Here is a 26833-nt window from a genome sequence, read left to right as displayed (position 1 = left end):
TGTTCCCGCTCCACGGGCAGAACGCTGCCCACGGCGTCATGGGCCATGGTGTGACCGCCCACAGCGTGAGCGAGCCACGGCGTCATCGACCAGAGCGCCATCACTCGCGGCGCCAGCGCCCATGGCGTCAGACGGCGCAGCCGTCCGAGCACGGGCGGGGGTTGCCCGGCCAGCCCCGGCGTCGCAGCGCCGTGGCGACCTGTACCGCGGTCGTGCACGGGCTCACCGCGACGTGGGTCCAGCGGTAGCGCAGCGTGATCTCGTCGTGCGCCAGGACAACGGAGTTGTCGCGCCAGACGTCGTCGTCGGTGGCGCCGAACGGGTGCGCGAGCTGACCGTCCAGCTCCACCCGCACACCCTTGCCGGTGTAGACCCGGTCCGCGCGGATCCATCGGCCGGCGACGACCTGCCGCACCTGCGTCGCTCCGCGGGGCAGCCGGTGTGCGCGCTCGACGTCACGCCCGTACCGGAACTCGAGCGGGGACTCGATCGCGTCGCTGCCCGGCCCGAGCAGCTCAGCGAGCAGGCGTCGGTGTCGCAGCTGGGTGCGGCTGGCCGCCTCCGTCAGGATGCGGTCCGGCAGCAGCCCTTTGAGCACCGCGCCCGCGACGACCTGCACGGCAGCGTCGGTTCCTCGCGCTCGGTGCAAGAGGTCGACGACGGTGGCGTCCTCGCCGACGGACCTCAGACGGCCGACCGCGAACGGCATGCGCCGAGGTCGGTGGATCACGACGCCCGCCGTCGGCCGGATCCATCGCTCGTGCGCCACGCTGACCTCGACGAGCGGGCCCGGACGAGGCAGCAGCCCGTGCACGAAGGCCGCCGACGAGTGCGACAGCGCCGCCCCCGGACCGACGTACAGCAGCGCGGCATGCGCCAGCTCCCGCCACGACTGCGGCCCCGAGTGCAGGAGCACGACGCCCCTGTGGAGTCGCTGCCACTGCCCGGAGGATGTCTTCCGCGAGATGGCGCTCGTGGACCATCCCCAGGAGACGAGCTGACGCGCAGTGGCTACGCCGCCCTGGCGTGCGACGACCGCCGCGGCAGCTGACTGCACCGCCGCGGGCGCGGAGGGCGCGGCGTAGCTCACCATCGTGGTCGGCTGCCCGGTCCCGACGGCGTTCCGGCGAGGGTTGCGCGGTCGGCGCGGGACCCGACGGCGCGCCCGGCCCGGATCGGGCTGTCTCTCGCGGCTGGTCGCATGCCGCGATCGTCGTGGTTTCGCGCCCGGGCCGCTGGGCCCTCGCCGCTGCCTGTGGACAGCCGAGCTGCTCCGCGGGTTGTCAGCGCCTCGACGCGGGGAGGTTACGGTGCCGCAACGGCTCCGTGGGCAGCAAACGTCCCGTCAGGCGGGAACAACGCTGCCCACGACGTCGCGTGCGGCGCCCGGCCACGGCGGCGCGGGCGGTGGCGGCTCGGTGGGCAGCAAACGTCCCGTCAGGCGGGAACAACGCTGCCCAGTGGTGGAGGAGGCCCAGGGGCTCCGCTCGGGTGCGGCGCGCGGGTGGGTGTCCGCCTCGGGAACGGCGAAGGGCCCCTGCCGAGTCGGCAGGGGCCCTTCGTCACGCGGTGACTGGTGTCAGCGCTCGTTCTCACCAGCGATGAAGGCCTCCAGCTGGGCGCGGCCCAGGGTGTCCTCCATCTGGACCGGCGGGGACTTCATGAAGTACGTCGAGGCCGACAGGATCGGGCCACCGACGCCGCGGTCCTTGGCGATCTTCGCGGCGCGCAGGGCGTCGATGATGATGCCGGCCGAGTTGGGCGAGTCCCAGACCTCGAGCTTGTACTCGAGGTTCAGGGGCACCTCGCCGAACGCGCGACCCTCGAGGCGCACGTAGGCCCACTTGCGGTCGTCGAGCCAGGCGACGTAGTCCGACGGGCCGATGTGGACGTTGCGGTCCTCCTTCTTGCCGCCCAGCGGGCCGGACAGGTTGGAGGTGACGGCCTGCGTCTTCGAGACCTTCTTGGACTCCAGGCGCTCGCGCTCGAGCATGTTCTTGAAGTCCATGTTGCCGCCGACGTTGAGCTGGTAGGTGCGGTCCAGCACGACGCCGCGGTCCTCGAACAGCTTCGCGAGCACGCGGTGCGTGATGGTCGCGCCGACCTGCGACTTGATGTCGTCGCCGACGATCGGGACACCGGCGGCCTCGAACTTCGCGGCCCACTCGGGGTCGGACGCGATGAAGACCGGCAGGGCGTTGACGAACGCGACGTTGGCGTCGATCGCGGCCTGCGCGTAGAACTTCGCGGCCTGCTCCGAGCCGACGGGCAGGTAGCAGATGAGGACGTCGACGCGGGCCTCGCGCAGGGCGGCGACGATGTCGACCGGCTCGGCGTCCGACTCCTCGATGGTCTGCGCGTAGTACTTGCCGATGCCGTCGAGCGTGTGGCCACGCTGAACGGTCACGCCGAGCGGCGGGACGTCGGCGATCTTGATGGTGTTGTTCTCCGAGGCGCCGATGGCCTCCGAGAGGTCGAAGCCGACCTTCTTGGCGTCGACGTCGAACGCAGCCACGAACTCGATGTCACGCACGTGGTAGTCACCGAACTGCACGTGCATGAGACCGGGGACGGTCCCGTTCGGGTCGGCGTCGGCGTAGTAGTGGACGCCCTGGACGAGCGACGCGGCGCAGTTGCCGACGCCGACGATGGCGACGCGGATGGAGGTCATCCTCGCTCCTTCTCGGTGGTTCGCGCCGGGACGCTCGGGTCCGCGACGGTGGAAGCGGCATCGGTCGGGTGACCGTTGCCAGTGGGACGCACGCGGCGTCGGCCGCGCTCGTTGTCGATGAGCCCGTCGAGCCAACGGACCTCACGCTCGACCTGGTCCAGGCCGTGGCGCTGCAGCTCGAGCGTGTACTCGTCCATGCGCTCGCGGGTGCGGGCGACGGACTGTCGGACCGTCTCGAGGCGTTCGGTCAGGCGCGTGCGCCGACCCTCGAGGATCCGAAGCCTGGTCTCCGAGTCCGTCTGCGCGAAGAAGGCGAACCGGACGTCGAAGTTCTCGTCCTCCCAGGTGGAGGGGCCGGACTGCGCGAGCACCTGCTGCAGGTGCTCCTTGCCGTCGGCCGTCAGCTGGTAGACGATGCGGGCGCGCTTGCTGACCCCGTGGCCGCCGTCCGCCGACGACTCGGTGCCCACGATCCACTGCCGCTCGACGAGCGACTTGAGGCAGGGGTAGAGCGAGCCGTAGGACAGTGCACGGAACGAGCCGAGCACCAGGTTGAGGCGCTTGCGCAGCTCGTACCCGTGCATGGGCGACTCGTGCAGCAGCCCGAGGATGGCCGGCTCGAGCACGTCGGAACGACCGCGCACGGGGCACCTCCTCGGATGGGGCTAGAGTCTGCCGACGGCCCGGACGGGGCGCGGCGTGAGTCGATGTATCAACTCGATACATCCGCAGACTATGTCGCATGCGCGTCCCAGAACAAGTCCGCCGCGCCGTGGTGCGCGTCTCAGGACCGAAGTCCAGGCCTCTGACGTGCAGAAAGTGGCCCACGCCACATCGCGGCGCGTCTTCTGCGGCGGTGTGTGGCCAAGCCGGTGCCGATCGTGTGAAGGCGTCGCCCTGGCCAGGAAGTCGTCGAGGTCCCTCCCCCATACTTGGGCTCGCGGCTGCTTGCTGCCCGGACTCGACCGGGCGCGCGGCCCCCCGGTCGTCGTCAGGAAGGCAGCACGTTGGCAGGCTCGTCGAACTCGAGGTCCGCTCCCCCGCGGTCCCGTCGCAGCTCGTCCCGCGGCGCCCGCACGGCTGCACCGGCGGCCGCGGCGGGCGCAGCCGGCACAGCTCAGGGGAAGCGACGCTTCTTCGACTACCCGCGCTCCGGGCTGCACGGCCTGCACCGTTGGCTCCCGTCGTGGCGCGTCGTGCTCGGCACGATCCTGGGCGCGGCGTTCCTGGGGCTGGGCGCGGTGGTCGCGGCCTACGCGACGATCGACGTGCCGGAGCCCGGCGAGGACACCAACGCGCAGACGTCGACCATCTACTACGCGCCGAACGCGGACGGCTCGCGCGGTGCCGTCATGGGCACGTACGCGATCCAGAAGCGTCAGATCGTCGACTACGACACGCTCCCCGCCCACGTGGGCCGCGCGGTCGTGGCCGGCGAGGACCGGTCGTTCTTCGAGAACTCCGGCATCTCGATCACCGGCATGGGCCGCGCGCTGCTGCACAACGTGACCAGCAACGACGGCACGACCCAGGGCGGGTCGACCCTGACGCAGCAGTACGTGGAGCGGTACTACGTCGACAAGACGACGACGGACTACGTGGGCAAGGCCCGCGAGGCGCTGCTCGCGGTGAAGATCGCGCGCACGCAGTCCAAGGAGGAGATCCTCGGCGGCTACCTCAACACCATCTACTTCGGCCGCGACTCCTACGGCATCCAGTCGGCCGCGCAGGCGTACTTCGGCGTCGACGCCAAGGACCTGACCCTCTCGCAGGCCGCGCTCCTGGCAGCGGTGATCCCGTCGCCCAACAACTGGGACCCGGCGGTCGACGCCGCCAAGGCGGAGCAGCGCTGGAACATCGTGCTGGACGGCATGCAGGAGAAGGACTGGGTCACCGCCGCGGAGCGCGCGAAGCTCACCTTCCCCGAGACCGTGGAGTACAAGCGGACCGAGCTCTACCGCGGTCCCAAGGGCTACCTGCTGACGATGGTCGAGAAGGAGCTCGCGGCCGGTCCCATGCACCTCACCAAGGACGAGCTGATGCGCGGGGGCTACTCCGTGGTCACCACGATCCAGAAGCCGGTGCAGGACGACATGAACTCCACCGCGAAGGACTTCTTCACGGGCAAGCTCGTCGACGGCGACTCGAAGAAGGACCGCACGCCGAACAAGCGCACCAAGGTCGCGATGGCCTCGATCGACCCGTCCAGCGGCGCGATCGTCGGCCTGTACGGCGGCCGGGACTTCATCAAGGACCAGGTCAACCGCGCGACGGTCGACCAGATCCAGGCCGGCTCGACCTTCAAGCCGTTCACGCTCATCGCGGGGCTCGAGAACGGCAAGACGCTCACCACGCGCTACAACGGCCACAGCCCGCAGACCTTCCCCGAGTGGGAGAACGGCACCAAGCCGGTCCAGAACTTCGGGAACCAGAGCTTCGGCTACATCGACCTCTCCACGGCGACCGCCAACTCGGTCAACACGGTCTACGCCAAGCTCAACATCGACGTCGGCGCGGACAAGACGGTCGACGTCGCCGACCGCGCCGGGGTGACGACCCCGATCCCGGCCGTGCCCTCCAACGTCCTCGGCACCGCGACCGTGCACCCGATCGACATGGCGGGCGCCTACGCCACGCTCGCCGCGCGCGGCGTGCACCACGACCAGTACATCGTCGACTCGGTGGAGAACAGCGACGGCTCCGTCGCGTTCACCGCCAACCCCAAGGCCACGAAGGCGTTCAAGAAGGACGTCATCGCCGATGCCACCTACGCGATGACGCAGGTGGTCGAGCGTGGCTCGGGCGAGAAGTGGGTCAAGCCGCTCGGCCGTCCGATCGCCGGCAAGACGGGCACGACGACCGACAACCGTGCCTCGTGGTTCGTGGGCTTCACACCGCAGATCGCGACCGCGGTGGCGCTGAGCCAGGTGGGCGTCGACGGCAAGGCGCAGGACTCGATCTCCCCGGTGGGCTACGAGACCCTGGCGCAGGGCGAGGTCACCGGCGGCACGCTCCCGGCACAGATCTGGGCCACCACCATGGGCAAGGTCTTCGAGCTGCCGCAGTACTCCAAGATCGTGCAGTTCCCCGAGCGCGCCAACGTCGGACCGACGCCGACGGCACGTCCGACGCCGACGAGCACGCCGTCGAGCACGCCCACGCCGACCGAGACCGCCGAGCCGACGAGCGTCACGGTGCCCAGCGGCCTCGTGGGCAAGCTCCAGTCCGACGCGACGAGCCTGCTCGCCGCTGCCGGCCTCGTCCCGGCGATCTCCTCGGAGTACTCCGACACCGTGGTCGTCGGCCGCGTGATCCGCACCGAGCCCGGCGAGGGCTCGAAGGTGGAGCCGGGCGGGACGGTCACCATCGTCATCTCGACCGGCCCCAAGCCGAAGCCGACGCAGAAGCCGACTCCCACCCAGGAGCCGACGTCCGCCCCGACGCAGACGCCCAAGCCCACCAAGAAGCCGGATCCGGACCCGTCGCCCACGCAAGAGGCCGACGCCCCCTGACCCCACGATTTCGGGCTGACCGGCCCTGCCCGGTAGGCTTGAACACTGCTGTGCCCGCATCACTCGTCCGCCATCGGTCGAGCGCGGGAGCCCGACGAGGTCTCCTCGTCCCGCAGCGACGCACGAGAACCCTCCTGTCACGGATCGACCGTGACCGCGAAGACCAGAGGAGGTGGGTATGAGCCTGCGTCCGTACGAGATCATGATCATCCTCGACCCCGAGATCGAGGAGCGCACCGTCGCTCCCTCGCTCGACAAGTACCTGTCGGTCATCACGACCGACGGTGGCTCCGTCGACAAGGTCGACATCTGGGGTCGGCGCCGCCTGGCGTACGACATCAAGAAGAAGTCCGAGGGCATCTACGCCGTCGTCGACTTCAAGGCTACGCCCGCCACTGCCAAGGAGCTCGACCGTCAGCTCGGCCTCAACGAGGTCGTCCTGCGGACCAAGGTCCTTCGCGCCGACGCCTGAGTCTGTGCGCAACCGCTCCCGCGTGTCAGCCGACCCGGATAGCGTGCGCATCGACCACACACGACGTAATCGAACGAACGAGGAGATGGCATGGCCGGCGAGACCGTCATCACGGTGATCGGGAACCTCACGGGGGACCCTGAGCTGCGCTTCACCCCGTCGGGGGCAGCGGTGGCCAACTTCACCGTCGCATCCACTCCCCGCACGTTCGACCGCCAGAGCAACGAGTGGAAGGACGGCGACACGCTGTTCATGCGCTGCTCGATCTGGCGGGAGGCGGCCGAGTCGGTCGCCGAGTCGCTCACCAAGGGCACCCGCGTCATCGTGACCGGCCGGCTCGTCCAGCGTTCGTACGAGACCCGTGAGGGCGAGAAGCGAACCGTGGTCGAGCTGCAGGTCGACGAGGTCGGCCCGTCGCTCCGCTACGCCACGGCCAAGGTCACCCGGACCCAGCGTTCGGGTGGCGGCGGCTTCGGCGGCGGCGGTGGCTACGGCGGCGGCCAGGGCGGCGGCAACTCCGGTGGTGGCAGCCAGCAGGACGACCCGTGGGCCACGCCCGCGGGTGGTGCCGGCGGCTACTCCGACGAGCCCCCGTTCTGATCCCTCGGTAACCCCCAGACAAGACCCCCATCCCCGGGCACGGCAACGCCCGGGGCTCCACTCCACCAAGGAGGAGCACCACGATGGCTAAGGCCGTGGTCCGTAAGCCCAAGAAGAAGCAGAACCCGCTCAAGGCGGCGAAGATCGACGTCGTCGACTACAAGGACACTGCGCTGCTGCGCAAGTTCATCTCCGACCGCGGGAAGATCCGTGCGCGTCGAGTGACCGGTGTGTCCGTCCAGGAGCAGCGTGCGATCGCGCGCGCTGTCAAGAACGCCCGCGAGATGGCCCTGCTGCCGTACTCGTCGTCGGCTCGCTGAGGAAGGGGACTCTCATGGCCAAGATCATCCTGACCCACGAGGTCACCGGACTCGGTGCCCCGGGTGACGTCGTCGAGGTGAAGGACGGGTACGCCCGGAACTACCTCATCCCGCGCAGCCTGGCCACGCCGTGGACCAAGGGTGCCGAGAAGGACATCACCGCGATCCGTCGTGCCCGCAAGGCGCGCGAGATCGCCACGCTCGACGACGCCAAGGCGATCCGCGACTCGCTGCAGTCGAAGCCCGTCGTCGTGAGCGCCAAGGCCGGCGAGGCCGGTCGCCTGTTCGGTGCCGTCACCACCGCCGAGATCGCTGCCGCGGTCAAGGCGTCGGGCGCGCCGCAGATCGACAAGCGCAAGGTCGAGATCGGTCAGCCGATCAAGGCCCTGGGCGAGTACAAGGTCTCGGTCCGTCTGCACGCAGACGTGGCCGCGACGGTGACCGTGAAGGTCGTCGCCGCCTGAGCTGAGCTCTGACCGACGTGAAGCGCCCCGCCCCGGAGTGATCCGGAGCGGGGCGCTTCGTCGTACGTGGTGGCGACTCAGGCGACGCCGAGATAGGCCTGCTTGACGGCCGGGTCGGCGAGCAGGTCCTTGCCCTTGCCGGAGGTGGTGACCTCACCGGTCTCCAGGATGTACGCGCGGTCGGAGCGGGACAGCGCCTGCTGCGCGTTCTGCTCGACGAGCAGGATCGTGGTCCCCTCCTTGTTGATCTCCGTGATGATCCGGAAGATCTGCTGGATCACGAGCGGCGCGAGGCCCATCGACGGCTCGTCGAGCAGCAGCAGCCGCGGGCGGGCCATCAGCGCGCGGCCGATGGCGAGCATCTGCTGCTCGCCGCCGGACAGCGTGCCGCCCACCTGGCTGCGTCGCTCGAGCAGGCGCGGGAACAGGTCGAACACGCGCTCGACCGTCGAGTCGTGCTCCGCCTTCGTCTTGAACGTGCGCGAGTACGACCCCATCTCCAGGTTCTCGACGACTGTCATGCCGGGGAACACCCCGCGGCCCTCGGGCGCCTGGACGATGCCCGCCGTGACCCGCTCGTGCGCCTTCATGCGCGTGATGTCCTGGCCGTCGAACCAGACCGACCCGCGCGCCACCGGGCGAATCCCGGAGATCGCGCGCATCGTCGTCGTCTTGCCGGCGCCGTTGGCGCCGATCAGCGTGACCAGCTCGCCGTCCTCGACGGTGAGCGAGATGCCACGCACGGCCTCGATGCGGTCGTAGGAGACCGTCAGGTCCTTGAGCTCAAGCAGTGGCATCGTCGGGCACCCCCAGGTAGGCAGCGATGACGGCGGGGTCGGACGCCACCTCGGACGGCAGTCCGTCGGCGATCTTGCGGCCGAACTCCAGCACCACCACACGGTCGGTCACGCCCATCACGAGGCGCATGTCGTGCTCGATGAGGAGCACGGTGAAGCCGTCGTCGCGGATCTTGCGGATCAGGTCCATGAGGGCCTGCTTCTCGGCCGGGTTGAACCCCGCGGCCGGCTCGTCCAGGCAGAGCAGCTTGGGCTGCGTGGCGAGCGCGCGGGCGATCTCGAGCCTGCGCTGGTCGCCGTAGGACAGGTTGCGCGACTTCTCGGTGGCACGGCTGCCGATCCCCACGAACTCGAGGAGCGCCATCGCGCGGTCGAGGGCGTCGTGCTCCTCGTGCCGGTGCCGCGAGCTGCGGAAGATCGCTCCCGGCACCGAGGTGCGGTGCCGGGCGTCCGTGCCCACGACGACGTTCTCGAGCGCCGTCATGTCGGAGAACAGGCGGATGTTCTGGAACGTGCGGGCGATGCCGAGCCGCGTGATCTGGTTGCGCTTGACGGCGCCGATGGGCCTGCCGTCGAACAGCACGTTGCCGGACGTGGGGCGGTAGATGCCCGACATCGTGTTGAAGCACGTCGTCTTGCCGGCGCCGTTGGGCCCGATCAGTCCGAGGATCTCACCACGCCGGATGTCGAACGTGACGTCGTCGAGTGCCGTGAGGCCGCCGAACTTCACCGTCACGCCCTGCATCTGCAGCAGCGGCTCGCCCACGGACGCGTGGATGGTCCGGTCCGAGGCCACGACCTCCGCGACGTGCGAAGCGTCCGCCAGGCCGGGGTCCACGGCGGCGAGGTCGATCTCCACGCCCTCCTCGACACCGCCGTCCGGCAGGTACTCCTCGGCGATCGAGCCGCCGACCATCTCCTCGGTGCTGCGGAACTCCTCGTCGTGCTCGGAGCCGGCCCCGATGCCTCCGGGGTTGCTCATCGGGCACCTCCCTTGGTCTCGACGGCGGGCTTGCGCGAGAGCGCGAGCGCCGCCTTGCGCGTGGCGACGTAGATGGGCCGGCCGTACGCGAGCAGCTTCTGCCTCGCCGGGATGAGTCCCTGCGGCCGGAAGATCATGAGCACCACGAGGGCGATGCCGAAGAACAGGTACTTGTAGTCGGCGATGTCGTCACCGTTGATCGGGATGCCGAGCAGCTCCGTGCGACCCAGGAAGAAGTTGGGCAGGTACACGATGATGAACGCGCCCAGGATCACGCCCAGCTTGTTGCCCTGGCCGCCGAGGACCACGGCGCACAGGAACAGCATCGAGTTGATGACGTTGAACGAGCCCGGCACGACGAACTGCACCTGCCCCGCGTAGAGCGCGCCGGACAGGCCGCCGATCGACGCGCCGATGATGAACGCCCACAGCTTGAACTTGAACGTCGGCACGCCCATGATCTCGGCCGCGTCCTCGTCCTCACGGATGGCGACCCAGGCGCGTCCGACGCGGGACCGCTCGAGGTTCCCCACGATGAGCAGCACCACGATGATCAGCACGATGCTCAGCCAGAACCACCACGTGCCCGAGTTGAGCGGCGCGATGGTGTTGCCCGCCGAGAAGATGCCGTTGGGCCGCTCCTCGGAGACACCGACCACGGGGTAGGCGACCTGGGTCAGGCCCTGGCCGCCGCGCGTGATGTTGGTGAGGTTGTCCGCCAGCAGGCGCACGATCTCGCCGAACCCGAGCGTGACGATGGCGAGGTAGTCCCCGCGCAGACGCAGCGTCGGCGTGCCCAGGATCAGGCCCGACACCGCGGTGAACGCGATCGCGACCGGGACCGCGAACAGCCACGCCCAGTCCTGCGCGAGCCAGTCGTCCGTGAGGTTCCACGGGCTGACCGGGCTGGTGACCAGGGCGACGGTGTAGGCACCGATGGCGTAGAAGCCGACGTAACCGAGGTCGAGCAGGCCCGCCTGGCCGACGACGACGTTGAGGCCGATGGCGAGCAGCGCGAACATGCCGAACTGCGCCAGGACGCTGCCGAAGTCGGTGCCGACCGTCGTGAGCAGCGGTGGCTTGATGATCGGCAGCAGAGCGATGAGGATGATGAAGGGAACGCCGACCGCCCACTGCGTGGGCCGAGCGAGCGCGTCCCACCACAGGCGCAGCTTGTCGCTGAAGCTGAGCTGCAGAGCGGGTCTGGTGGAGTCGGTGCTCATGCTCGTGCCCTCCCGAGGGACTCGCCCAGGATGCCGGTAGGTCGGATCATCAGCACCAGGATCAGCACGACGAAGGCGACGACGTCGCGCCACTCGGTGCCGAACAGGGCCTGCCCGTAGAGCTCCATGACACCCAGCAGCAGGCCGCCGAGGAGTGCGCCGCGCAGGTTGCCGATGCCGCCGAGCACCGCGGCGCTGAACGCCTTGATGCCGAGGATGAAGCCTCCCGAGTAGATGATCCCGCTGGGGACCCGCAGCGTGTAGAGCATGGCGGCCGCACCGGCGAGCAGACCGCCGATGAGGAACGTCAGCATGATGACGCGCTCACGGGACACGCCCATGAGCGTCGCGGTGACGGGGTCCTGTGCGACGGCGCGGATGCCGCGGCCGAACTTGGTGAGAGTCACGAAGCGCTCGGTGGCGACCGCCAGGACGATCGCGGCGACCACGATCACGATCTCGACGTTGGTGACGTCGGCGCCGAACACGCTGAACTGGACCGAGGGCACCACGAGCCGGATCGGCTGCTGGGCGTTGACGCCGCCCAGCTTGTCGTTGGTGAGCTTCGGCAGGATGAAGTGCACGAACTCCTGGATGACGAACGAGGCGCCGATCGCGGTGATCAGGAAGACCAGCGACGGTGCACCGCGCTTGCGCAGGGGTCGGTAGGCGACGCGCTCCAGCCCCACCGCCGCGCTGCCGGAGACGATCATGCCCCCGATCATGGCGAGCAGCAGGTAGACGACGGTCAGGACCGTGCCCTCGTCGTACGCGTCACCGCGAGGGGTGAACCCCAGCAGCATGAGAACCGCGTACTGCCCGAACATGCCGAGCATGAAGATCTCGGAGTGGGCGAAGTTGATGAGTCTCAGCACGCCGTAGACGAGCGTGTAGCCCACGGCGACCAGGGCGTAGATCGAGCCGTAGGTGAGCCCGTCGATGGTGAGGGCCCAGAAGTTGCGGCCCAGGGAACCGATGTCGAAATCGATCACCCCGTCGGCCATGACCTGGCCGACCGTTTGAACGGCGCTCATGTTGCTCCTAGCAGTGTGGAAGGGGCGGTGCAGCACGGCGGCCGGGCCCCGTAGGAACCCGGCCGCCGTGTCGTCATCACTTGACCTGGTAGATCCAGATCAGCGCCGAGGCGAGCTCGCCGTCAGCGTTCCACTTGTAGTGGCGGGCAAGGCCGTCACCGTCGTAGTTCTTGACGAAGTCGACCAGGCCGGCACGGTCCTTGACGCCCGAGTCGATGCCCTTGAGCATGATCGTCGCGAGGTCGTAGGCCTCGACGGAGTACACGCCCGAGTCCTGGTTGAACTTGGCCTTGTAGTCGGCCGCGAACTTCTCGGGCGCCGGGCCGCACGGGCAGCTGAGGTAGGCGTCCTTGGCCGCCGAGCCGGCCTGCTTGACGAACTGCGGGTCGTTGGTGCCGTCGGCCGAGACGAAGGCCGCCGTCACGCCGCTCTCCTTGAGCTGTGCCGCGAACGGCGCGCCCTCGGCGTAGTAGCCGGCGTAGAACACCGCGTCGGGCGACTCGCCCTTGATGATCTGGACCGTGGCGGAGAAGTCCTTGTCACCGGTCTTGACCTTGGCGGCGCAGTTCGCGTCCGCCGCGGCGCCGAGGCCCTTGGTGATCTCGGTAGCCAGGCCCACGCCGTAGTCGGAGTCGTCCTGGACGACGCAGACCTTGGCGTACTTGAGGGTGTTGACCATGTAGGCAGCGACGGACGGACCCTGGACGGCGTCGTTGGCGAGACCGCGGAAGAAGTTCGTCCAGCCGTTCTTGACGAGGTCCGGGTTGGTGGCCGAGGCCGTCAGCGAGAGCAGGCCGGCCTGCGAGAAGACGGGGCCGACGGCCGCGGTCTCACCCGAGAACGCGGGGCCGAGCAGTCCGATGATGCTCGCGTCGCCGACGATCGTCGGCGCCACCTGGGTGGCCTTCTGCGGGTCACCCTCCGTGTCGAACTCCTTGACGGTGACCTGGCAGTCGGGGTTCGCGGCGTTGTGCGCGTCCACGGCCAGCTTGGCGCCGTTCAGGATGTTGATGCCGAGCGCGGCGTTCGGGCCGGTGAGGGCGCCGGCCATGCCGATCGAGACCGGGTCGCACTTGGCGGAGCCGTCGCCGGCCGGGTCGGCGGCGTTCGACGTGTCCGCGGCGGGGACCTCGGCACCCTTGGTGTCGATCTGCACCTGGGGCTGGATGCTGAGCGCGCCCGACGGCGCCTCGGCGCTGGTGCTCCCCGAGGGTGCCGCTGCGTCCTTCGAGTCGTCCTTCGAGGAACAGCCAGCCAGCACAAGGCCGGCGACGAGCACGAGCGCTGCGCCCGTCATCGTCGGGGTGGATCTACGCATGAGCTACCTCCGTGGGGGTGTGCACAGGTCACCGATGCCGACGCCTGTGTCCCGGCTGCGTGCGTGCCAGGGCTGGCTGCACCGTAGGGCGACAGAGTTACCGGCTAGTTACGTCTGGCGCAAGCAAAGTCACGATCAGGCACCGACGACGTCACGGATGAGTCACGACGACCACGCGGTCGGGTGAGCACGGATCGTGCCGGCGGCGCTGCCATGCACGTACTCTGACGGCTCGCCGCGGATCTCGCGCGACCCGGGCCCTTCAGCGTGTCGCGCTTCCCGTGACCATCCAGGCGGACCCGCGCGCCCGCCACCCCGTGGTGATCGCCCGGGCGGCCATGAACACGCCCGCGAACGCGACCCACAAGCACACCAGGCCGGCCGACCCGGCGGGGGCCCACGCGCGCACCGCCAGCGCCGCCGGCACGTACACGACGAGGGTGGCGATGCCGGCCCACGCCAGGAAGCGCCCGTCGCCCGCACCGATCAGCACACCGTCGAGGACGAAGACCCACCCGGCCATCGGCATGGTCACCGCGGCGACCAGCAACGCCGCGACGGCGGCGGCCCGGACGTCGTCGTCGGCCGAGAAGAGCCGCACGTACGCCCACGAGGCACCCCCGACGGCAACCCCCAGGACCGCTCCACCCGCCACTCCCCACTGGAGGGTGCGCCGCAGCACGGCACGCGTGCGGGCGACGTCCGCGGCTCCCAGCGCGTGCCCGACGAGTGCTTGCGCGGCGATCGCCAGCGCGTCGAGCGCGAAGGCGGCCAGCCCCCACACGGCGTTGACCACCTGGTGACCGGCCAGGCTGACCGCGCCCAGGCCCGTGGCCACCCACACGGTGACCAGGATGGCAAGGCGCAGGCTCAGCGTGCGCACCAGCAGCGGGCCGCCCGCGCGCGCGTTGGCGGCGATGCCGCGCGCGTGCGGGGGCAGCCGGGCGCCGGCCGCGCGGGCGCCGCGGCCGACGACGACGGCGAGGAACGCCCCCATCCCCAGCTGGGTCACCGCGGTGCCCAGACCCGAGCCGCCGATGCCACGGTCGAGCCCGTACACCAGCAGGACGTTGAGGGCCGCGTTCACCACCGCGCCCACCGCCGCGACGCCGAGGGGCGTGTGAGTGTTCTGCAGGCCGCGGAGCGCACCCGTGGCGGCGAGCACGACGAGCATGCCGGGCAGTCCCGGGGCGGACCAGTGCAGGTACGTCACGGCCTGGCGCGCCACCTCGTCGTCGGCCCCCAGCGCCGCGACCAGCGGCTCCGCGCCGAACCACAGCGCCGCGCCGAGCACCACGCCGGTCGCGAGGCCGAGCCACATCCCGTCGACGCCCATCTGCATCGCGCGCGATCGGTCGCCCGCGCCCAGCTGCCGTGACACCGCCGCTGTGGTGGCGTACGCGAGGAACACGCACAGGCCGACGGCCGTCACCAGGATGGTCGAGGCGAGCGCGAGACCGGCCAGCGCGGCGGTCCCGAGGTGGCCGACGACCGCCGAGTCGACGAGCACGAACAAGGGCTCCGCGACGAGCGCGCCCAGGGCCGGGACCGCGAGCGCGAGGATCTGCCGGTCGACGGTGCGGATGGGGTGTCCACCAGATGAAATGGGGCCGAACTCTCCGCTGGATCCACACCCGGTTGACGACGAACGTGCGGGTGACGGCCGCTTTCCGCCGCGGACGCGTCCCCTAGTATCCACATCGCTGTCCACGGTCTGTGGAAAGAAACGGACATCGTCCACAGCGCTCCCCACACCTGTCCCGGGCCGTATCCACAGCCTTCGCGCGGGTTTCCCCAGCGTCGCGCGTCGCTGTGCACAGGCGCACGACGAGGTTTGGATCCCGGCCCCGGGGCGCCTAACGTCGCGACCGCGAGGCGCCGTCCTGTGGACCGGCGAGCGGGGAATGTCAGACCCTCTCGGGAACATGTGTTCGAACGGCGACGATAGGGGCCCTGGTGACGATCGAAGATCTCGAGTACGGCATGCCTGCCGACACGAGCCGCGGTGGCGGCGGGTTCGACCGCACCCCCCCGCAGGACCTCGACGCCGAGCGGTCCGTCCTCGGCGGCATGATGATCTCGAAGGACGCGATCGCCGACGTCGTCGAGCAGCTGCGCGGCACCGACTTCTACCGCCCGGCGCACGAGGTGGTCTACGACTCGATCCTCGACCTGTACGGCCGCGGGGAGCCCGCCGACGCCATCACGGTCGCCGACGAGCTGACCAAGCGCGGCGAGATCGGCCGCATCGGCGGCGCGCCCTACCTGCACACGCTGATCTCGTCCGTGCCGACCGCCGCCAACGCCGGCTACTACGCGCGGATCGTGCGGGAGCGCTCGATCCTGCGCAAGCTCGTCGAGGCGGGCACCCGCATCGTGCAGCTCGGCTACGGCACGGACGGCGGGGACGTCGACGAGCTGGTCAACAACGCCCAGGCCGAGGTCTACGCGGTCACGGAGCGCCGCTCGTCCGAGGACTACGTCATCCTCGGCGACATCATCGGCGGCGCGGTCGACGAGATCGAGGCCGCGGGCCACCGCGGTGAGGGGATGATCGGCGTGCCCACGGGGTTCGCGGACCTCGACCGGCTCACCAACGGCCTGCACGCGGGGCAGATGATCGTCCTGGCCGCGCGGCCGGCCATCGGGAAGTCGACGATGGGTATTGACATCGCGCGTTCCGCCTCGATCAAGCACGGACTGACGTCTGTCGTCTTCTCGCTCGAGATGAGCCGCAACGAGATCACGATGCGTCTCCTCTCGGCGGAGGCACGCGTCCACCTGCAGAAGCTGCGCAACGGGCAGATGGGCGAGGACGACTGGGCGAAGATCGCCACCACCATGGGCAAGATCTCCGAGGCGCCGCTGTTCATCGACGACTCGCCCAACATGTCGCTCATGGAGATCCGCGCCAAGTGTCGCCGGCTCAAGCAGCGCCACGACCTGAAGCTGGTGGTCATCGACTACCTGCAGCTGATGACGTCGGGCAAGCGCGTCGAGTCCCGCCAGCAGGAGGTCTCCGAGTTCTCCCGAGCCCTCAAGCTGCTCGCCAAGGAGCTCGAGGTCCCGGTCATCGCCATCTCGCAGCTGAACCGTGGAGCCGAGCAGCGCACCGACAAGCGGCCGCAGATGAGCGACCTGCGTGAGTCGGGCTCCATCGAGCAGGACGCCGACATCGTGATCCTGCTGCACCGCGAGGACGCCTACGAGAAGGAGTCGCCGCGCGCCGGCGAGGCGGACGTCATCGTGGCCAAGCACCGAAACGGGCCGACGGACACGTTGGTCGTGGCGTTCCAGGGGCACTACTCGCGATTCGTGGACATGCAGGCTTAAGCCGCCGAGCGGCACGTCCGGCAGGTGTCGAGCAGCTGTCGAGATGCAAAATACTTCGTTCGACTATTCAGGCCAGCATCTGCCCCTACGTTCGAGGGAGCGCGCGCCGATGTCGTCTACTGCGGGCGAGCTCGTCACCGAGACGCTGGATTACGACGGAGGGCGGCAGGTCACCGCTTTCGTCCCCGCGGCTGAGGCCGAGGCGGTTGTCTTCGCTGGCGACGGGCAGCTGATCTCGTCGTGGGGAGAGGTTCTGGAGGCTGCCGATCTGCCCCCGACGATGATCATCGGCGCGCACCGCGTCGAGGACGAGACGCAGCGGCTGCACGAATACTCGCCAGGAGATAGCACGGCGGCGTTCGCCTTCGACCCCGAGCGGTTCGCCGCTCACGAGAGATTCTTCGTCGAGGACGTCCGGCTGTGGGCGGCGACTCACCTCGCCGTCAAGCTGCCGGCCGACCGAACCGCGGTGTTCGGTGTCTCGGCCGGTGCGGAACTCGCGCTGGCTATGGGGCTGCGACACCCCGACATCTATGGCGCGGTCTTCTGCGCTTCGCCTGGGGCAGGGTATCGACCGTCGACCGCGCTGCCGCGTCGGCTTCCGCGGACCTACCTCGTCGCGGGCACACAGGAACCGTTCTTCCTCACGAACGCGACCCGGTGGGCGGACGCGTTACGCGAGGCGGGTGGGGACGTTGTGATGTCCGAACGGGCCGGCGCTCACGGCGACGCCTTCTGGAAGCGTGAGTTTCCGTGGATGGTGGCGTGGGCGTTCGGACACTGACCTTCGAAGTACGGACCGGCGACGTCCGAGGTGAGGACGTCGACTCCGCACTCGGGGTAGCGGTACTACCGACCCCCGCGATGCCGCTGGTGACGCCCGGCTATCAGTGGTCTTCGCCGCCCGTCATCGCTGCGCGAGGCTGGTGTCAGGCGCCCTGCTCGACGCGCGCGGCGTACGCCGCCCGGGCCGCGAGGACCTCGTCGGTGTGCTGCAGGGACCACTCGGTCAGCGCCCGGAGCGGAGCGCGCAGTGTCTGCCCGAGGGCCGTCAGCTCGTAATCGACGCGGACCGGCACCCTCGCGTGCACGGTTCGGAGGACCAGCCCGTCGCTCTCGAGCGCGCGCAACGTCTGGGTGAGCATCTTCTCGCTGACGCCCGACAAGCGGTTGCGCAGCTCCGTGAACCGGGACCTCCCGTGCTCGCCGAGCTCGCCCAGGACGAGGATCGACCACTTGTCGCCGATCCGGTCGAGCAGGTCGCGCGACGGGCAGCCGCGCTCGTACAGGTCCCACGAGGATGTGGTTCCGATCACAGTCTCTACCGCTGACACTGCCACCACCTCGTTTCTTTCACGTCGGTGGTCAACTTACCAAAAGGTGGCTACTTACGATTGGAGAGCGCACAGGTCAGAGTAGCGGCGTGCCGCGGAGAGGCCGTGGCGGGAACGGGGTAGCTCGCATGTCGATCGTCGTCACCGGAGCCACGGGCCAGCTTGGCCGGCTCACCGTCGAGGCCCTCCTGCGGCGCGGTGTGCCGGCGGCGGACATCGTCGCCACGGGCCGGGACACCACGGGGATCAAAGACCTGGCCGACCGCGGTGTCGTGACCCGCCGGGCGGACTTCGCCGACCCCGAGAGCCTCGCCGCGGCCTTCGCGGGCGCAGAGAAGATGGTGCTCGTCTCGGCTTCCATCCCTGTGGACGAGCGCCTGGCGAATCACCGCCGTGCGATCGATGCCGCACTCGCCGCAGGGGTTTCCCAGATCGCCTACACGAGCATGACGCAGGCGAACACCGCCGGCACCACCCTCGCCGACTCGCACCGGGCCACCGAGAGCTATCTGCGCGAGCGCGGCGCTCCTGCCGTCGTGCTGCGCAACAGCTGGTACCTCGAGAACTACACCAGCCAGCTGCCGATCGTCCTTCAGCACGGCGCCTTCGTCGGCGCGGCGGGCGACGGCAGGGTCAGTGCCGCGACGCGCGCCGACTACGCCGAGGCGGCCGCGGTCGTCCTGACCACCGAAGGCCACACCGGGGCCATCTACGAGCTGGGCGGCGACCAGGCGTTCAGCCTGGCCGAGCTGGCCGCCACCGCGTCGGCGGTGGCCGGGCGGCCGATCACGTACACCAACCTGTCCGCGGACGAGCTGGTCGAGCTGCTGGCGGCGGCCGGCGTGCCGGCCGAGCTGGCCGGGGTTCTCGCCGACTCGGACCTCGGCCTGAGCCGGGGCGAGCTGTTCACCGACAGCGGCGACCTGCGCCGCCTGATCGGACGGCCGACCACGACTCTCGCCGACGCGATCGCCGCTGCCCTGAACTGACACGCGAGGGCCCTGACTGGAGGCGTGCGGGCGCCCCGCCGGAGGACGCCTGCCCTGCTCGGTCCTCCCGCCGGCTGCGGCTGGAGGACCGAGCAGCGGTGGCCCAGACGGCGTCGAGTGCGCCGGGCGCAGCGGACCGGTCTGGTCGAGGCGGCTCAGAACGCCGCAGAACCGCCCTCGCGGGTTACCGTGGAGGCACCCGCAGCAGGCGGTCGACGACGTGTCTCCGGCGATGGACGTGATGGATCGGCCCACGACCGAGGCCACGTGGTCGACGAAGCAGGCTGTGACGGTGCTCGAGGGACACGCCACCGCGCCCCGCACGGTGGAACGCCCCGCTGCTCGAGCGCCGCCACAGCGGAGCTCGAGAGGAGCGAACGGTGTCGCGGCTGACGCTCGGCAACGTCGTCAAGGTGACGGCCGTCTTCGTCTTCTGGCCCCTGCTCGCCTATCTGGTGCTCGTCATCGGCGCGGTGCGGAAGGACCTCAGGACCGCGCTCGAGGGCCTGCTCTACGCCGGGGCCTTCTCGATGGCGGTGTTCGTCCTCGACTTCTGGGGCCCACCCGCCCTGCTGGCGCTGACAGCCATGGGTGCCTCGGGCGTCCGCTCCTGGCACCTGCGGGACCTGTGGCTGCCTGCGCGTCGCCGGTGGTGGAAGCCCGAACCCAGGGAGGCATCCACCGTCGTCTATCCCGCCCACGCCCAGCGCACCATCCCCGCCGAGGGGTCGGAGCATCTGCCCTCGGCGGTTGCCTGGGTGCGCACGCATGCCGACGAGAACCGGCGCCGCCTGCCCGGGGACACGCACCGGACCGTTCTGCAGACCTGCCAGGTGCTGGACGCGCTCATCGCGGCCGAGGAACGGCAGCCCATCGGGGACCCGCGGTTCGAGTACGAGCTCGACGCCATGGCTCGGGAGTACCTGCCTGCCGTCCTTCGGGAGTACCTGGCGATCCCGCCCAGCAGAGTGCGTGAACTCCAGCCGAACGGGCGCACTCCCGACGAGGAGCTGACCGAGCAGCTGCGGCTGCTCTCACGGCAGAGCGACGCCCTGTACGCAAGCCACGACCGGCGGGCGGCGGCGGAGCTGAGCACCACCGGCAACTTCCTGCGGGACAAGTACGGGCACCTATAGCCCGCGGATGCGCGAGGGTCCGTTCGCCTCCTCGATCCCCTCGTCGTGCGAAGTGAGCGTGCCGGCGTCGTGACCTCCGGCTGCGTCCTGCGGCGCCCTGCCCGGAACTTCTGGCCGTTCGCGGGTCGCGCCTCAACTTTCGGATTCGGCCGGCTTACCCGAGGCTGGCACTGGCCCGGCGGCGCCGAGCTGAATGGCGTCGAGGTCGCGGACCGCGAAGCGATGGTGCTCCCACTCCTCCTCGAGGATGGTGTGCAGGCAGGAGCGGACGGTCTCCGGGTACTGCGGCGCGTGCGGGTTCCTGCGCTCCTCGGCCACCTGCTCCGCGGTCAGGCCGGCGAGGAAGTCGCGGACCATCCCAACCCGGTTCGCACGGGCAGCAAGCACCTCGTCGTAGGACGGCGCCTCCGTCGTGAAGACCGACAGGTCGACGTCGTCGGCCGCTGTGCCCACGTCCAGCTGACCGAGCGGGTGGAAGGGCTGGTCGAGCCCCAGGATCGCCTTGCCCAGCCAGGTGTCCGTGGCGAGGACCAGGTGCCGGAGCGTCTGCGCGAAAGTCCACTCCCCGTCGACGGAGACGTCCACCGTTCCTTCCGGCATCGCCGCGGCCCGGTCCAGCGTGGCGGCCCAGGTCTGCTCGAGCACGGCCCACGCCGCGCGCAACCCGTCGGGGTCCGCCGCCCGGCGCTGCGACCGCCCGGGGAAGCGTCGGTTGAGCTCTGCCTCGACGTAGGGGATGACGTCGACCCCGTTGACGCGGAAGTAGTCACCATGGGGCAGCCAGGGCGCGTCGATGTCCCCGTGGGCCACCTCGACCCCGCGCATCACGACGCCGGACAGGTCCGACTCGACGAACCGGGCGCCGCGCAGGTTCGTGCCGACGAAGGTCGACCCCTGCAGGTCGTCGGAGTGGGTGAAGGCTGCCATGAGGTGCTCCCCGTCGGTCCAGTCCGGTTGCCTCCATCGTTCTCGCGCCCACTGACATCCGCGACCAGACGGCGAAGCAGCGGCGGGCGTCGTGCGAGCGCTGAGGCGTTCTAGAAGAGCCCGACGACGTATCCGACCCCGAACAGCACGACGAGCGCCAGCACGATGCCGATGAGCACGAGGGCGAGCCCGTTGCCCCCGCCTCCGCGCGCTCTGGGTTGCCGCGTGGACAGCCCTTCGGTCGTGCTCGCCTCGCCCGGAGGCGTGTGCCCGACTGGGACGCCCCCGCCGGGCTCGAGGCCAGGCGTGGTGGCCGGATCGGGATCGGGACTCGACATGCTGGGCCTCCCTGGACCACCGTCGGTGGCACCGGGACCGGGCACCCGTCTGCTGCGGGAGCGGCCCCGGACCAGGTCCGGCTCTCAGCGTGCGCTGCGAGCCCGCGGCCCGCATCCCAGAGGCGGTAGCCACCGCTCGCGGGCACCGGCGATGGCGATCGGAGCGCCGGATGCGGTGGCCTCCACCGCCAACGCGCATTCCGGCTTTGCCGCGTCACCTCACTCGGGTGCGTCTGCTCTCCCTGCGATGCTTGTCGACGAACGCCCACACGACGACCACCGCGAAGAAGCCCACGATGGGTAGGCCTTCGGGCGCGACGGCAGCCATCGCCGGCCGGAAGTCGTCGCGCCCGTCCCCGGCGGCGTCGGCGGCGAAACCCAGCAGCACACTGATCGCCAGACCGGGCGCGATGGCCGCACCGATCCACGACGGCAAGGCCGCGTAGGAGATGAAGCCGCGTGGCGGACGGATCCACATGAGCAGCACCGAGATCTCTGCGAGCGCGGCGGGCACGAGCTGGACCGCCCGCGCGAACCGCCACACGTCCTCGGTTGCGACATACCGGTAGATCGTCTTGTGCGAGTACTTGCCCGCGATGCCGATCATGTAGCGCAGCTCTGTACCCGAGTACCCGGACGCGATCCGCGCGGCGGCCGCAGCGACGACGAGCGCCAGGACGAGCGAACCAGCGAGGATCAGCAAGGCGGTGCGTCGACGCCTCCGTGCCTGCGCGTCCCGCTGACGCTCCATCTGCTCGGCGTACTGGATGCCGAACTGCCGCGCTCGCTGCGCCGCTGATTCCTGCTCGGCGCGCCGCTTGGCCGCTGCCACGCGTCGCTGCCTGTTGACGCTCGCCGTGCTCACGCGGGACATCCTGCCCGGTCGGGCGGCCGCAGCGCCCGATCAACCGAGCGCCCCCGGGTGGTGCGACGGTCCCGGGAGAGGAGCTGTGCATCGCCAGCCCTGTGGCATGACCCGCGGCTCGGTGCATGCTGGCCGTTCAAGCTCGTCGGCCGCGCGCGCCGAGGGCAGAGTCCGGGCGCTCCCGCCGCGAACCACCTCACTCGAAGGGTCGACCCGATGCGTGACGTCCTCGCGCAGACACCGAAACCCACCGCGGGGCAGTACGCGCTGCTCATCCTCTGCGCCGTCCAAGCGGTGTACTGGACAGTGAGAGCCATCGCCGGGGACGACGCCGGCTTCGCGCTCATGCTCGGCATCGGGTCCGCGAGCGTGGCGGGTCTTGGCGGGGTCCTCATCGTCCGCGCGATGCGGATGGTGACTCTGGTGCTGACGGACGACGCTCTGCTGCTCGAACAGCGCTCGTCCACCACCACCGTCCGGCGGTCCGACATCCGAGCGGTCAACGGGGACATGCCGCACCGGCCAACCTGGTCCCAGTTCGTCATCATCGAGCTAGCCGACGAGGCGGCCAGCAAGCTGCCGCGCCTGAACAAGGCGCCCGGAGTGCTCATCCCGCGGATCCAGCGCTGGGCAGGTGTCGGGGAGGAACCACCCGCTCCGCTGTGAAGCCCACGAAGCCCACGAAGCCCCACGCCGAGCAGGCGAGCCGCGCTTCCGGGTCGAGCCGCGCCTCGGGACCTGCAGGGGGCGTCGTTGAACCCGTCGACGCAGTTTCCTTCGGGAGTGCGCGCGCCACCCCGGCCCCTACCTCCCGGACTTGGCCGTCGGCGCCGGGTACGGCGTCTTGCCCTGGGCGAGGGCCTCGGTGAGCTGTGCGATGCGCCGTGCGCGGGTCTCTGGGCGCACCGCCGTCTGGATGCGGTTCAGGACGGCGAACCGGTTGCGGCCGTCCAGCGCTGCGAAGACCGCCGTGAGGCCGGCCGCGGCCAGGGCGGCGGCGAGGTCGTCGGGTACCGCTGCGGTCGACGGGCTGTCGTAGGCGGCTTCCCAGCGGCCATCCGCTTTCGCTCTCTCCACCTCGGCCAGGCCCTCGGGGCGCATCCCCCCTACTGATGTGAGGCGCTCGACGCGCTCGCGGTTGATCTTGGACCAGAGACTCTTCGGCCGCCGAGGGGTGAACCGTTGCACGTACCACTCGTCGTCGACCCGGCGGGAGATGCCATCGATCCAGCCGAAGCAGAGCGCGACGTCGACCGCGGTCGTCCAGTTGATGGACGTGACGCCGGTGCGCTTCTTGGCCATGCGAACCCAGAGGTGCGTGGCGGTCGCCGCATTCTCGACGAGCCACGCCTCGAACGCCGAATCGTCCTCGAAGAACACGGCTTCGGAGTGGTCCATCGACATGGCGGAAGCCTAGGACTCGGCGTGGTCAGCGAGCCTCGGGCACCTGCTTGAGCCGCGCGAGGTCGCCGCGCACCGGGCCCGCGTCGCGCTCGTGCACGGGTGCCGGGCCTGTCGGCAAGGGCTTCAGGGCACGAGCACGACGCCACCTCGGCGGCCGGTGCCGCCCTCGACCTCGGCGTACGCGGCGGAGGCATCCCGGAGCGGATAGGTGGCGGCCACCCGCGGAGTGATGGTGCCGTCGGCGGCGAGGACGGCGAGCGCTTCGGTCGCGGCCGCGTCGCTGACGACGGCCAAGGTGGTGACACGGATGCCACGCTCGGGTGCGGGGGTCGCCGGACGGGTGACCGCGACGAACGCGCCACCGTCACGGACCGCGGCAAGAGCCGGCGCACCGAGCACCGCGGAGTCGAGGAGGCCGTCCGCCTGCAGCGCGTCGAGGGCGGTGCCGCGGACCGCGAGCGTGGCGCCCGTCCGTTCGACGAACGCGCGGTCTGCCTCCCGCGCGACGGCCAGGACGTCGAGGCCGCGGTGCCGGGCCAGCTCGATCGCGAACCCGCCGACGCTCCCCGCGGCGCCGGTGACGGCGAGCGTCGCGCCGACGGGCAGGTCGAGGAGGTCGAGGGCCCGGGCGGCGCTCAGCGCGTTGAGCGCGACGACGGATGCCTCGGCGGGCCCGAGGGCCGCGGGACGCCGGCCGACGGACGTCCGGGGAAGGACGACGGAGGAGGCCTGCGTACCCGTGAGCGTCTCGAACCAGTCGGACATCGCGAGCACGGGGTCGCCCGGCTCCAGGTCGTTGACGTCGGCGCCGACCGCATCGACGACACCAGCCAGGCTCCAGCCCAGCACGTACCGGTCGGCGGGCCGCAGGGGGAGGCGCCCCCGCAGTGCGGACACGTCGGTGGCGGTCACCGGGGCGGCCTCGACGCGGACGCGCACCTGCCGGGGTCCGGGTTCCACGACCGGGACGTCGACGACGTCCACCACGGCGTCGGGCCCGGGCACGGCGACGGTGACGGCGGGCATGGCATCTCCTCGGCTCGGTGTCCTCAGGCGTCCTCATCATCGTCCACGAGGCCGGCGAAGCTCGAGGTGCGAGGCTGGGGTCGCTGATGCCGGGGCGGCCAGGGCACCCCGGATCCATGTGTCGCGGCGAGGTGCGCCCGGTCCAGGTCCGCCGACCAGTCGTGCGTCGTGACGGTCCACTCCGCGCGGTCGTCGTCCACGGCCCCGATTTATGGCGGCGTCCCACCGCGGCTCGTAGGAGGATGCGCTCCGTGGGCGAACCCTTCTACTCGGACGCGGGGCTGTACGACCGGTTGTTCGCGAGCGGGAAGCCGGCTGTCGACTTCTACCGGGCCGCGGCCGATCGGCGCGGCGGATCGGTTCTGGAGCTCGGGTGCGGCACCGGCAACAAGCTGATCCCCATCGCGTCCGACAGCCACCCGAGCGTGGGCCTGGACCTCTCGACGGACATGCTTGCCGAGGCTCGGCGCAAGGCGGACGAGCTCGGCGTGGACGTGGACTGGGTGCACGGCGACATGCGGCAGTTTGATCTCGCCCGCACGTTCGACCTGGTGATCGTCGCGGCCAACTCGCTGCTCCACCTGCACGACGCGCAGGACCTGGTCGGCTGCTTCCGGTCGGTGCGACGGCATCTGGCTCCCGGAGGACAGCTCGTCTTCGACGTGTTCAACCCAAGCGTGCGCATGCTCGCCCAGGCCGACGGAGTCCGACGCAGGCGTGACGCGCTGTCGTTCGTCGACCCCGGTCGTGGTGCCGTGCACGTAGACGTCGCGGAGACGTACGACGCGGCCGCGCAGGTCACCCGCGGGACGTGGTACTTCTCGACCGAGTCCGAGGCGGACTTCACCGTCCTGCCGCTGGAGATCAGGAGCATCTTCCCGCAAGAGCTGCCGCTGTTGGTCTCGCGGGGTGGGCTCCGGCTCGTCGAGCGCCTCGGCGACTGGTCCGGTGGACCGTTCACGGCGGACTCTGCGGTGCAGCTCTGCATCTGCGAGCCGGACTGACGCGACGGAGACGGCGAGCGCCTACCCCCGGCGCAGGACCAGCTGCATCCCCGTCTGGTCGGCGGTGAAGGGCGTGAATCCCGCCTGCGCATACAGCCGCCGCCCAGCGTCGTCGGCGGTGAGGGTCACGTACGGCTCGCCAGGCGCCCGCTGGCGGATATCCGCGAGCAGGTGCGCCAGGACCACGCTGCCTAGCCCGCGCCGCTGGTGGACCGGCTCGGTGGCCATGTCGGCGACAAGGAAGTACCAGCCACCGTCGCCGATCACCCGGCCCATCGCCACGGTCGCGCCGGCGGCCGTCACGACGTGGCAGCACGACCAGCTTCCGCGGAGGGCTGCCCGCGCTTCGGCCGTCGACTTGGGCCGGAGGCCGGCCGCCGTCCTCAGGTGCACGTAGTCGTCGACCGGAGGGGGCTCCGCACGCAGCGCGTACCCGGCAGCGAGGCTCGTCTCCACCTGCCGATGGTGGCACCGGTGCGAGGTGTGCCGGAAGCCACGCACCTCGCACCGGTGGACATGGTCCGCGCTACTTCGCCGCCGCCCGGATCAGCGCGATGACGGCGAGGGGGTGGCTGATCATCGGGACGTGCGAGCTGTTGATCTCGACGGTGTGCGCCCCGGCGCGGGTGGCCATGACGCGCTTCGGCCTGCGGAGGGATGATCCTGTCCTGCTTGGCGACCATGTACCAGCTCGGGATCGTGCGCCACGCTGCCGGCCCCGACGGGGTGACGAGCGACGCGTACGACCCCGGCCGCTGGGAGGCGGCCATGTTCCGAGCGAGGGCCTTCGGCACGTCTCCCGCGAACAGCTGCGGGAAGAACACCGGGTCGATGTACGCGTCCGCGTCGCCCGGTCCGGCTCCGGGGAACGGCCGGGTGACCAGGTGGTCGGTCACCTCCGCGTGACCGCCGCCGAGGGAGTTGGCTGCCTGGACCGACTCACCTTCGTCCAGGGCGTAGGCGGCGATGTAGACGAGGGACTTGACGTGCGGGTTGCCCGTCGCGGCGTTGGTGATGACGGCCCCGCCGTAGGAGTGCCCCACCAGGACGACGGGACCGTCGACGGTGCTCAGGAACTGCCGCA

Annotated in this window: 27 protein-coding genes and 1 pseudogene; 11 read left to right on the top strand and 17 right to left on the bottom strand. The window is 70.4% G+C overall.

All coding sequences use genetic code 11. From position 1 onward, the window contains the following. Positions 1-127: 127 nt before the first annotated feature. The 3 genes from QRT05_RS02205 to QRT05_RS02195 all read right to left on the bottom strand — a co-directional run bounded on the left by QRT05_RS02205 (position 128) and on the right by QRT05_RS02195 (position 3315). Positions 128-1093, bottom strand: a complete 966-nt coding sequence (locus tag QRT05_RS02205; RefSeq protein WP_289444832.1) for a type IV toxin-antitoxin system AbiEi family antitoxin domain-containing protein — start codon at positions 1091-1093, stop codon at positions 128-130. A 486-nt stretch (positions 1094-1579) separates the two neighbouring features. Then, positions 1580-2671: an inositol-3-phosphate synthase gene (locus QRT05_RS02200; protein ID WP_289444830.1), complete on the bottom strand. Its 1092-nt coding sequence runs from the start codon at positions 2669-2671 to the stop codon at positions 1580-1582. Beyond that, entirely contained in the window at positions 2668-3315 is a 648-nt protein-coding gene (locus QRT05_RS02195; protein WP_289444827.1) for a PadR family transcriptional regulator, read from the bottom strand. The genes QRT05_RS02200 and QRT05_RS02195 overlap by 4 nt, the downstream gene beginning before the upstream one ends. 552 nt (positions 3316-3867) lie before the next feature. Here QRT05_RS02195 and QRT05_RS02190 point away from each other — a divergent pair. From QRT05_RS02190 to rplI, 5 genes are all read left to right on the top strand, one after another. Next, on the top strand, positions 3868-6183 hold the full coding sequence (locus QRT05_RS02190; protein WP_289444825.1) for a transglycosylase domain-containing protein: 2316 nt from the start codon (positions 3868-3870) through the stop codon (positions 6181-6183). Between the two features lie 178 nt (positions 6184-6361). Further along, on the top strand, positions 6362-6655 hold the full coding sequence (rpsF, locus tag QRT05_RS02185) for a 30S ribosomal protein S6 (RefSeq protein WP_123371858.1): 294 nt from the start codon (positions 6362-6364) through the stop codon (positions 6653-6655). Positions 6656-6745: 90 nt separating this feature from the next. Beyond that, entirely contained in the window at positions 6746-7255 is a 510-nt protein-coding gene (locus tag QRT05_RS02180; protein WP_289444818.1) for a single-stranded DNA-binding protein, read from the top strand. An 83-nt stretch (positions 7256-7338) separates the two neighbouring features. Continuing rightward, the gene (gene rpsR / locus QRT05_RS02175) at positions 7339-7575 is read left to right on the top strand and encodes a 30S ribosomal protein S18 (protein WP_028051084.1); all 237 of its coding nucleotides are present in this window, start codon (positions 7339-7341) and stop codon (positions 7573-7575) included. A gap of 14 nt (positions 7576-7589) precedes the next feature. After that, entirely contained in the window at positions 7590-8039 is a 450-nt protein-coding gene (gene rplI / locus QRT05_RS02170; protein ID WP_289444812.1) for a 50S ribosomal protein L9, read from the top strand. A gap of 77 nt (positions 8040-8116) precedes the next feature. Here the strand turns inward: rplI and QRT05_RS02165 are convergent, their stop codons facing one another. From QRT05_RS02165 to QRT05_RS02140, 6 genes are all read right to left on the bottom strand, one after another. Next, entirely contained in the window at positions 8117-8836 is a 720-nt protein-coding gene (locus tag QRT05_RS02165; RefSeq protein ID WP_289444810.1) for an ABC transporter ATP-binding protein, read from the bottom strand. Beyond that, positions 8823-9818 carry an ABC transporter ATP-binding protein gene (locus tag QRT05_RS02160; RefSeq protein ID WP_289444808.1) on the bottom strand — a complete coding sequence of 332 codons (996 nt, stop codon included), beginning with the start codon at positions 9816-9818 and terminating at the stop codon, positions 8823-8825. The genes QRT05_RS02165 and QRT05_RS02160 overlap by 14 nt, the downstream gene beginning before the upstream one ends. Then, positions 9815-11041, bottom strand: coding sequence for a branched-chain amino acid ABC transporter permease (locus QRT05_RS02155; protein ID WP_289444806.1), 1227 nt, complete (start codon positions 11039-11041; stop codon positions 9815-9817). The genes QRT05_RS02160 and QRT05_RS02155 overlap by 4 nt, the downstream gene beginning before the upstream one ends. Then, positions 11038-12075, bottom strand: coding sequence for a branched-chain amino acid ABC transporter permease (locus tag QRT05_RS02150; protein WP_289444804.1), 1038 nt, complete (start codon positions 12073-12075; stop codon positions 11038-11040). Before QRT05_RS02150 ends, QRT05_RS02155 begins: the two co-directional genes overlap by 4 nt. A 76-nt stretch (positions 12076-12151) precedes the next feature. Further along, entirely contained in the window at positions 12152-13393 is a 1242-nt protein-coding gene (locus QRT05_RS02145; RefSeq protein ID WP_289444803.1) for a branched-chain amino acid ABC transporter substrate-binding protein, read from the bottom strand. A gap of 262 nt (positions 13394-13655) precedes the next feature. Then, positions 13656-14999: an MATE family efflux transporter gene (locus tag QRT05_RS02140; RefSeq protein ID WP_289446094.1), complete on the bottom strand. Its 1344-nt coding sequence runs from the start codon at positions 14997-14999 to the stop codon at positions 13656-13658. A gap of 350 nt (positions 15000-15349) precedes the next feature. On the opposite strand from QRT05_RS02140, the gene dnaB reads away from it, so the two are divergent. Together dnaB and QRT05_RS02130 are read left to right on the top strand one after the other, a co-directional pair. Further along, positions 15350-16726 carry a replicative DNA helicase gene (gene dnaB, locus QRT05_RS02135; RefSeq protein WP_289444801.1) on the top strand — a complete coding sequence of 459 codons (1377 nt, stop codon included), beginning with the start codon at positions 15350-15352 and terminating at the stop codon, positions 16724-16726. Positions 16727-16835: 109 nt separating this feature from the next. Beyond that, on the top strand, positions 16836-17510 hold the full coding sequence (locus QRT05_RS02130) for an alpha/beta hydrolase (protein ID WP_289444799.1): 675 nt from the start codon (positions 16836-16838) through the stop codon (positions 17508-17510). A gap of 145 nt (positions 17511-17655) precedes the next feature. Here QRT05_RS02130 and QRT05_RS02125 read toward each other — a convergent pair whose 3' ends face one another. After that, a complete protein-coding gene (locus QRT05_RS02125; RefSeq protein WP_289444797.1) occupies positions 17656-18042 on the bottom strand; it encodes a winged helix-turn-helix transcriptional regulator in 387 nt (128 codons plus the stop codon). A gap of 146 nt (positions 18043-18188) precedes the next feature. On the opposite strand from QRT05_RS02125, the gene QRT05_RS02120 reads away from it, so the two are divergent. Beyond that, on the top strand, positions 18189-19049 hold the full coding sequence (locus tag QRT05_RS02120) for an SDR family oxidoreductase (RefSeq protein WP_289444795.1): 861 nt from the start codon (positions 18189-18191) through the stop codon (positions 19047-19049). A 380-nt stretch (positions 19050-19429) separates the two neighbouring features. After that, positions 19430-20185, top strand: a complete 756-nt coding sequence (locus tag QRT05_RS02115; protein ID WP_289444793.1) for a hypothetical protein — start codon at positions 19430-19432, stop codon at positions 20183-20185. 132 nt (positions 20186-20317) lie between these two features. Here QRT05_RS02115 and QRT05_RS02110 read toward each other — a convergent pair whose 3' ends face one another. From QRT05_RS02110 to QRT05_RS02100, 3 genes are all read right to left on the bottom strand, one after another. Next, positions 20318-21112 (bottom strand): DinB family protein, encoded by a 795-nt coding sequence (locus QRT05_RS02110; RefSeq protein ID WP_289444791.1) that lies wholly within the window; start codon positions 21110-21112, stop codon positions 20318-20320. A gap of 110 nt (positions 21113-21222) precedes the next feature. Next, positions 21223-21450 carry a DUF6480 family protein gene (locus QRT05_RS02105; protein WP_289444789.1) on the bottom strand — a complete coding sequence of 76 codons (228 nt, stop codon included), beginning with the start codon at positions 21448-21450 and terminating at the stop codon, positions 21223-21225. Between the two features lie 214 nt (positions 21451-21664). Next, complete coding sequence (locus QRT05_RS02100) at positions 21665-22315, bottom strand: hypothetical protein (RefSeq protein ID WP_289444787.1); 651 nt, start codon at positions 22313-22315, stop codon at positions 21665-21667. Positions 22316-22531: 216 nt separating this feature from the next. Here QRT05_RS02100 and QRT05_RS02095 point away from each other — a divergent pair, with 216 nt between their 5' ends. Then, positions 22532-22981 (top strand): hypothetical protein, encoded by a 450-nt coding sequence (locus tag QRT05_RS02095; protein WP_289444785.1) that lies wholly within the window; start codon positions 22532-22534, stop codon positions 22979-22981. A 138-nt stretch (positions 22982-23119) separates the two neighbouring features. On the opposite strand, the gene QRT05_RS02090 is transcribed toward QRT05_RS02095, so the two are convergent. Together QRT05_RS02090 and QRT05_RS02085 are read right to left on the bottom strand one after the other, a co-directional pair. Continuing rightward, complete coding sequence (locus QRT05_RS02090; protein WP_289444782.1) at positions 23120-23719, bottom strand: YdeI/OmpD-associated family protein; 600 nt, start codon at positions 23717-23719, stop codon at positions 23120-23122. A 123-nt stretch (positions 23720-23842) separates the two neighbouring features. Continuing rightward, positions 23843-24745 (bottom strand): alcohol dehydrogenase catalytic domain-containing protein, encoded by a 903-nt coding sequence (locus tag QRT05_RS02085; RefSeq protein ID WP_289444780.1) that lies wholly within the window; start codon positions 24743-24745, stop codon positions 23843-23845. 251 nt (positions 24746-24996) lie between these two features. Between QRT05_RS02085 and QRT05_RS02080 the strand changes: the two genes are divergently transcribed. Next, the gene (locus tag QRT05_RS02080) at positions 24997-25749 is read left to right on the top strand and encodes a class I SAM-dependent methyltransferase (protein WP_289444777.1); all 753 of its coding nucleotides are present in this window, start codon (positions 24997-24999) and stop codon (positions 25747-25749) included. Positions 25750-25770: 21 nt separating this feature from the next. Here QRT05_RS02080 and QRT05_RS02075 read toward each other — a convergent pair whose 3' ends face one another. Next, positions 25771-26205 carry a GNAT family N-acetyltransferase gene (locus QRT05_RS02075; protein ID WP_289444775.1) on the bottom strand — a complete coding sequence of 145 codons (435 nt, stop codon included), beginning with the start codon at positions 26203-26205 and terminating at the stop codon, positions 25771-25773. Between the two features lie 233 nt (positions 26206-26438). Next, a pseudogene (locus QRT05_RS02070) lies at positions 26439-26792 on the bottom strand (alpha/beta fold hydrolase); the annotation flags it as partial. Positions 26793-26833 lie beyond the last annotated feature (41 nt).

The organism is Cellulomonas edaphi (assembly GCF_030362815.1).
GTDB lineage: Bacteria > Actinomycetota > Actinomycetes > Actinomycetales > Cellulomonadaceae > Cellulomonas > Cellulomonas edaphi.
Note: the sequence above shows the minus strand (reverse complement) of the source record. Positions and strands in the feature narration are given on the sequence as shown.

Excerpts from the sequence above, each read along its gene's own strand:
- QRT05_RS02205 (WP_289444832.1), bottom strand. The coding sequence starts at position 1,093 with ATGGTGAGCTACGCCGCGCCCTCCGCGCCCGCGGCGGTGCAGTCAGCT.
- QRT05_RS02200 (WP_289444830.1), bottom strand. The coding sequence starts at position 2,671 with ATGACCTCCATCCGCGTCGCCATCGTCGGCGTCGGCAACTGCGCCGCG.
- rpsF (WP_123371858.1), top strand. The coding sequence starts at position 6,362 with ATGAGCCTGCGTCCGTACGAGATCATGATCATCCTCGACCCCGAGATC.
- QRT05_RS02180 (WP_289444818.1), top strand. The coding sequence starts at position 6,746 with ATGGCCGGCGAGACCGTCATCACGGTGATCGGGAACCTCACGGGGGAC.
- rpsR (WP_028051084.1), top strand. The coding sequence starts at position 7,339 with ATGGCTAAGGCCGTGGTCCGTAAGCCCAAGAAGAAGCAGAACCCGCTC.
- rplI (WP_289444812.1), top strand. The coding sequence starts at position 7,590 with ATGGCCAAGATCATCCTGACCCACGAGGTCACCGGACTCGGTGCCCCG.
- QRT05_RS02165 (WP_289444810.1), bottom strand. The coding sequence starts at position 8,836 with ATGCCACTGCTTGAGCTCAAGGACCTGACGGTCTCCTACGACCGCATC.
- QRT05_RS02160 (WP_289444808.1), bottom strand. The coding sequence starts at position 9,818 with ATGAGCAACCCCGGAGGCATCGGGGCCGGCTCCGAGCACGACGAGGAG.
- QRT05_RS02155 (WP_289444806.1), bottom strand. The coding sequence starts at position 11,041 with ATGAGCACCGACTCCACCAGACCCGCTCTGCAGCTCAGCTTCAGCGAC.
- QRT05_RS02150 (WP_289444804.1), bottom strand. The coding sequence starts at position 12,075 with ATGAGCGCCGTTCAAACGGTCGGCCAGGTCATGGCCGACGGGGTGATC.
- QRT05_RS02145 (WP_289444803.1), bottom strand. The coding sequence starts at position 13,393 with ATGCGTAGATCCACCCCGACGATGACGGGCGCAGCGCTCGTGCTCGTC.
- QRT05_RS02130 (WP_289444799.1), top strand. The coding sequence starts at position 16,836 with ATGTCGTCTACTGCGGGCGAGCTCGTCACCGAGACGCTGGATTACGAC.
- QRT05_RS02120 (WP_289444795.1), top strand. The coding sequence starts at position 18,189 with ATGTCGATCGTCGTCACCGGAGCCACGGGCCAGCTTGGCCGGCTCACC.
- QRT05_RS02110 (WP_289444791.1), bottom strand. The coding sequence starts at position 21,112 with ATGGCAGCCTTCACCCACTCCGACGACCTGCAGGGGTCGACCTTCGTC.
- QRT05_RS02105 (WP_289444789.1), bottom strand. The coding sequence starts at position 21,450 with ATGTCGAGTCCCGATCCCGATCCGGCCACCACGCCTGGCCTCGAGCCC.
- QRT05_RS02095 (WP_289444785.1), top strand. The coding sequence starts at position 22,532 with ATGCGTGACGTCCTCGCGCAGACACCGAAACCCACCGCGGGGCAGTAC.
- QRT05_RS02090 (WP_289444782.1), bottom strand. The coding sequence starts at position 23,719 with ATGTCGATGGACCACTCCGAAGCCGTGTTCTTCGAGGACGATTCGGCG.
- QRT05_RS02085 (WP_289444780.1), bottom strand. The coding sequence starts at position 24,745 with ATGCCCGCCGTCACCGTCGCCGTGCCCGGGCCCGACGCCGTGGTGGAC.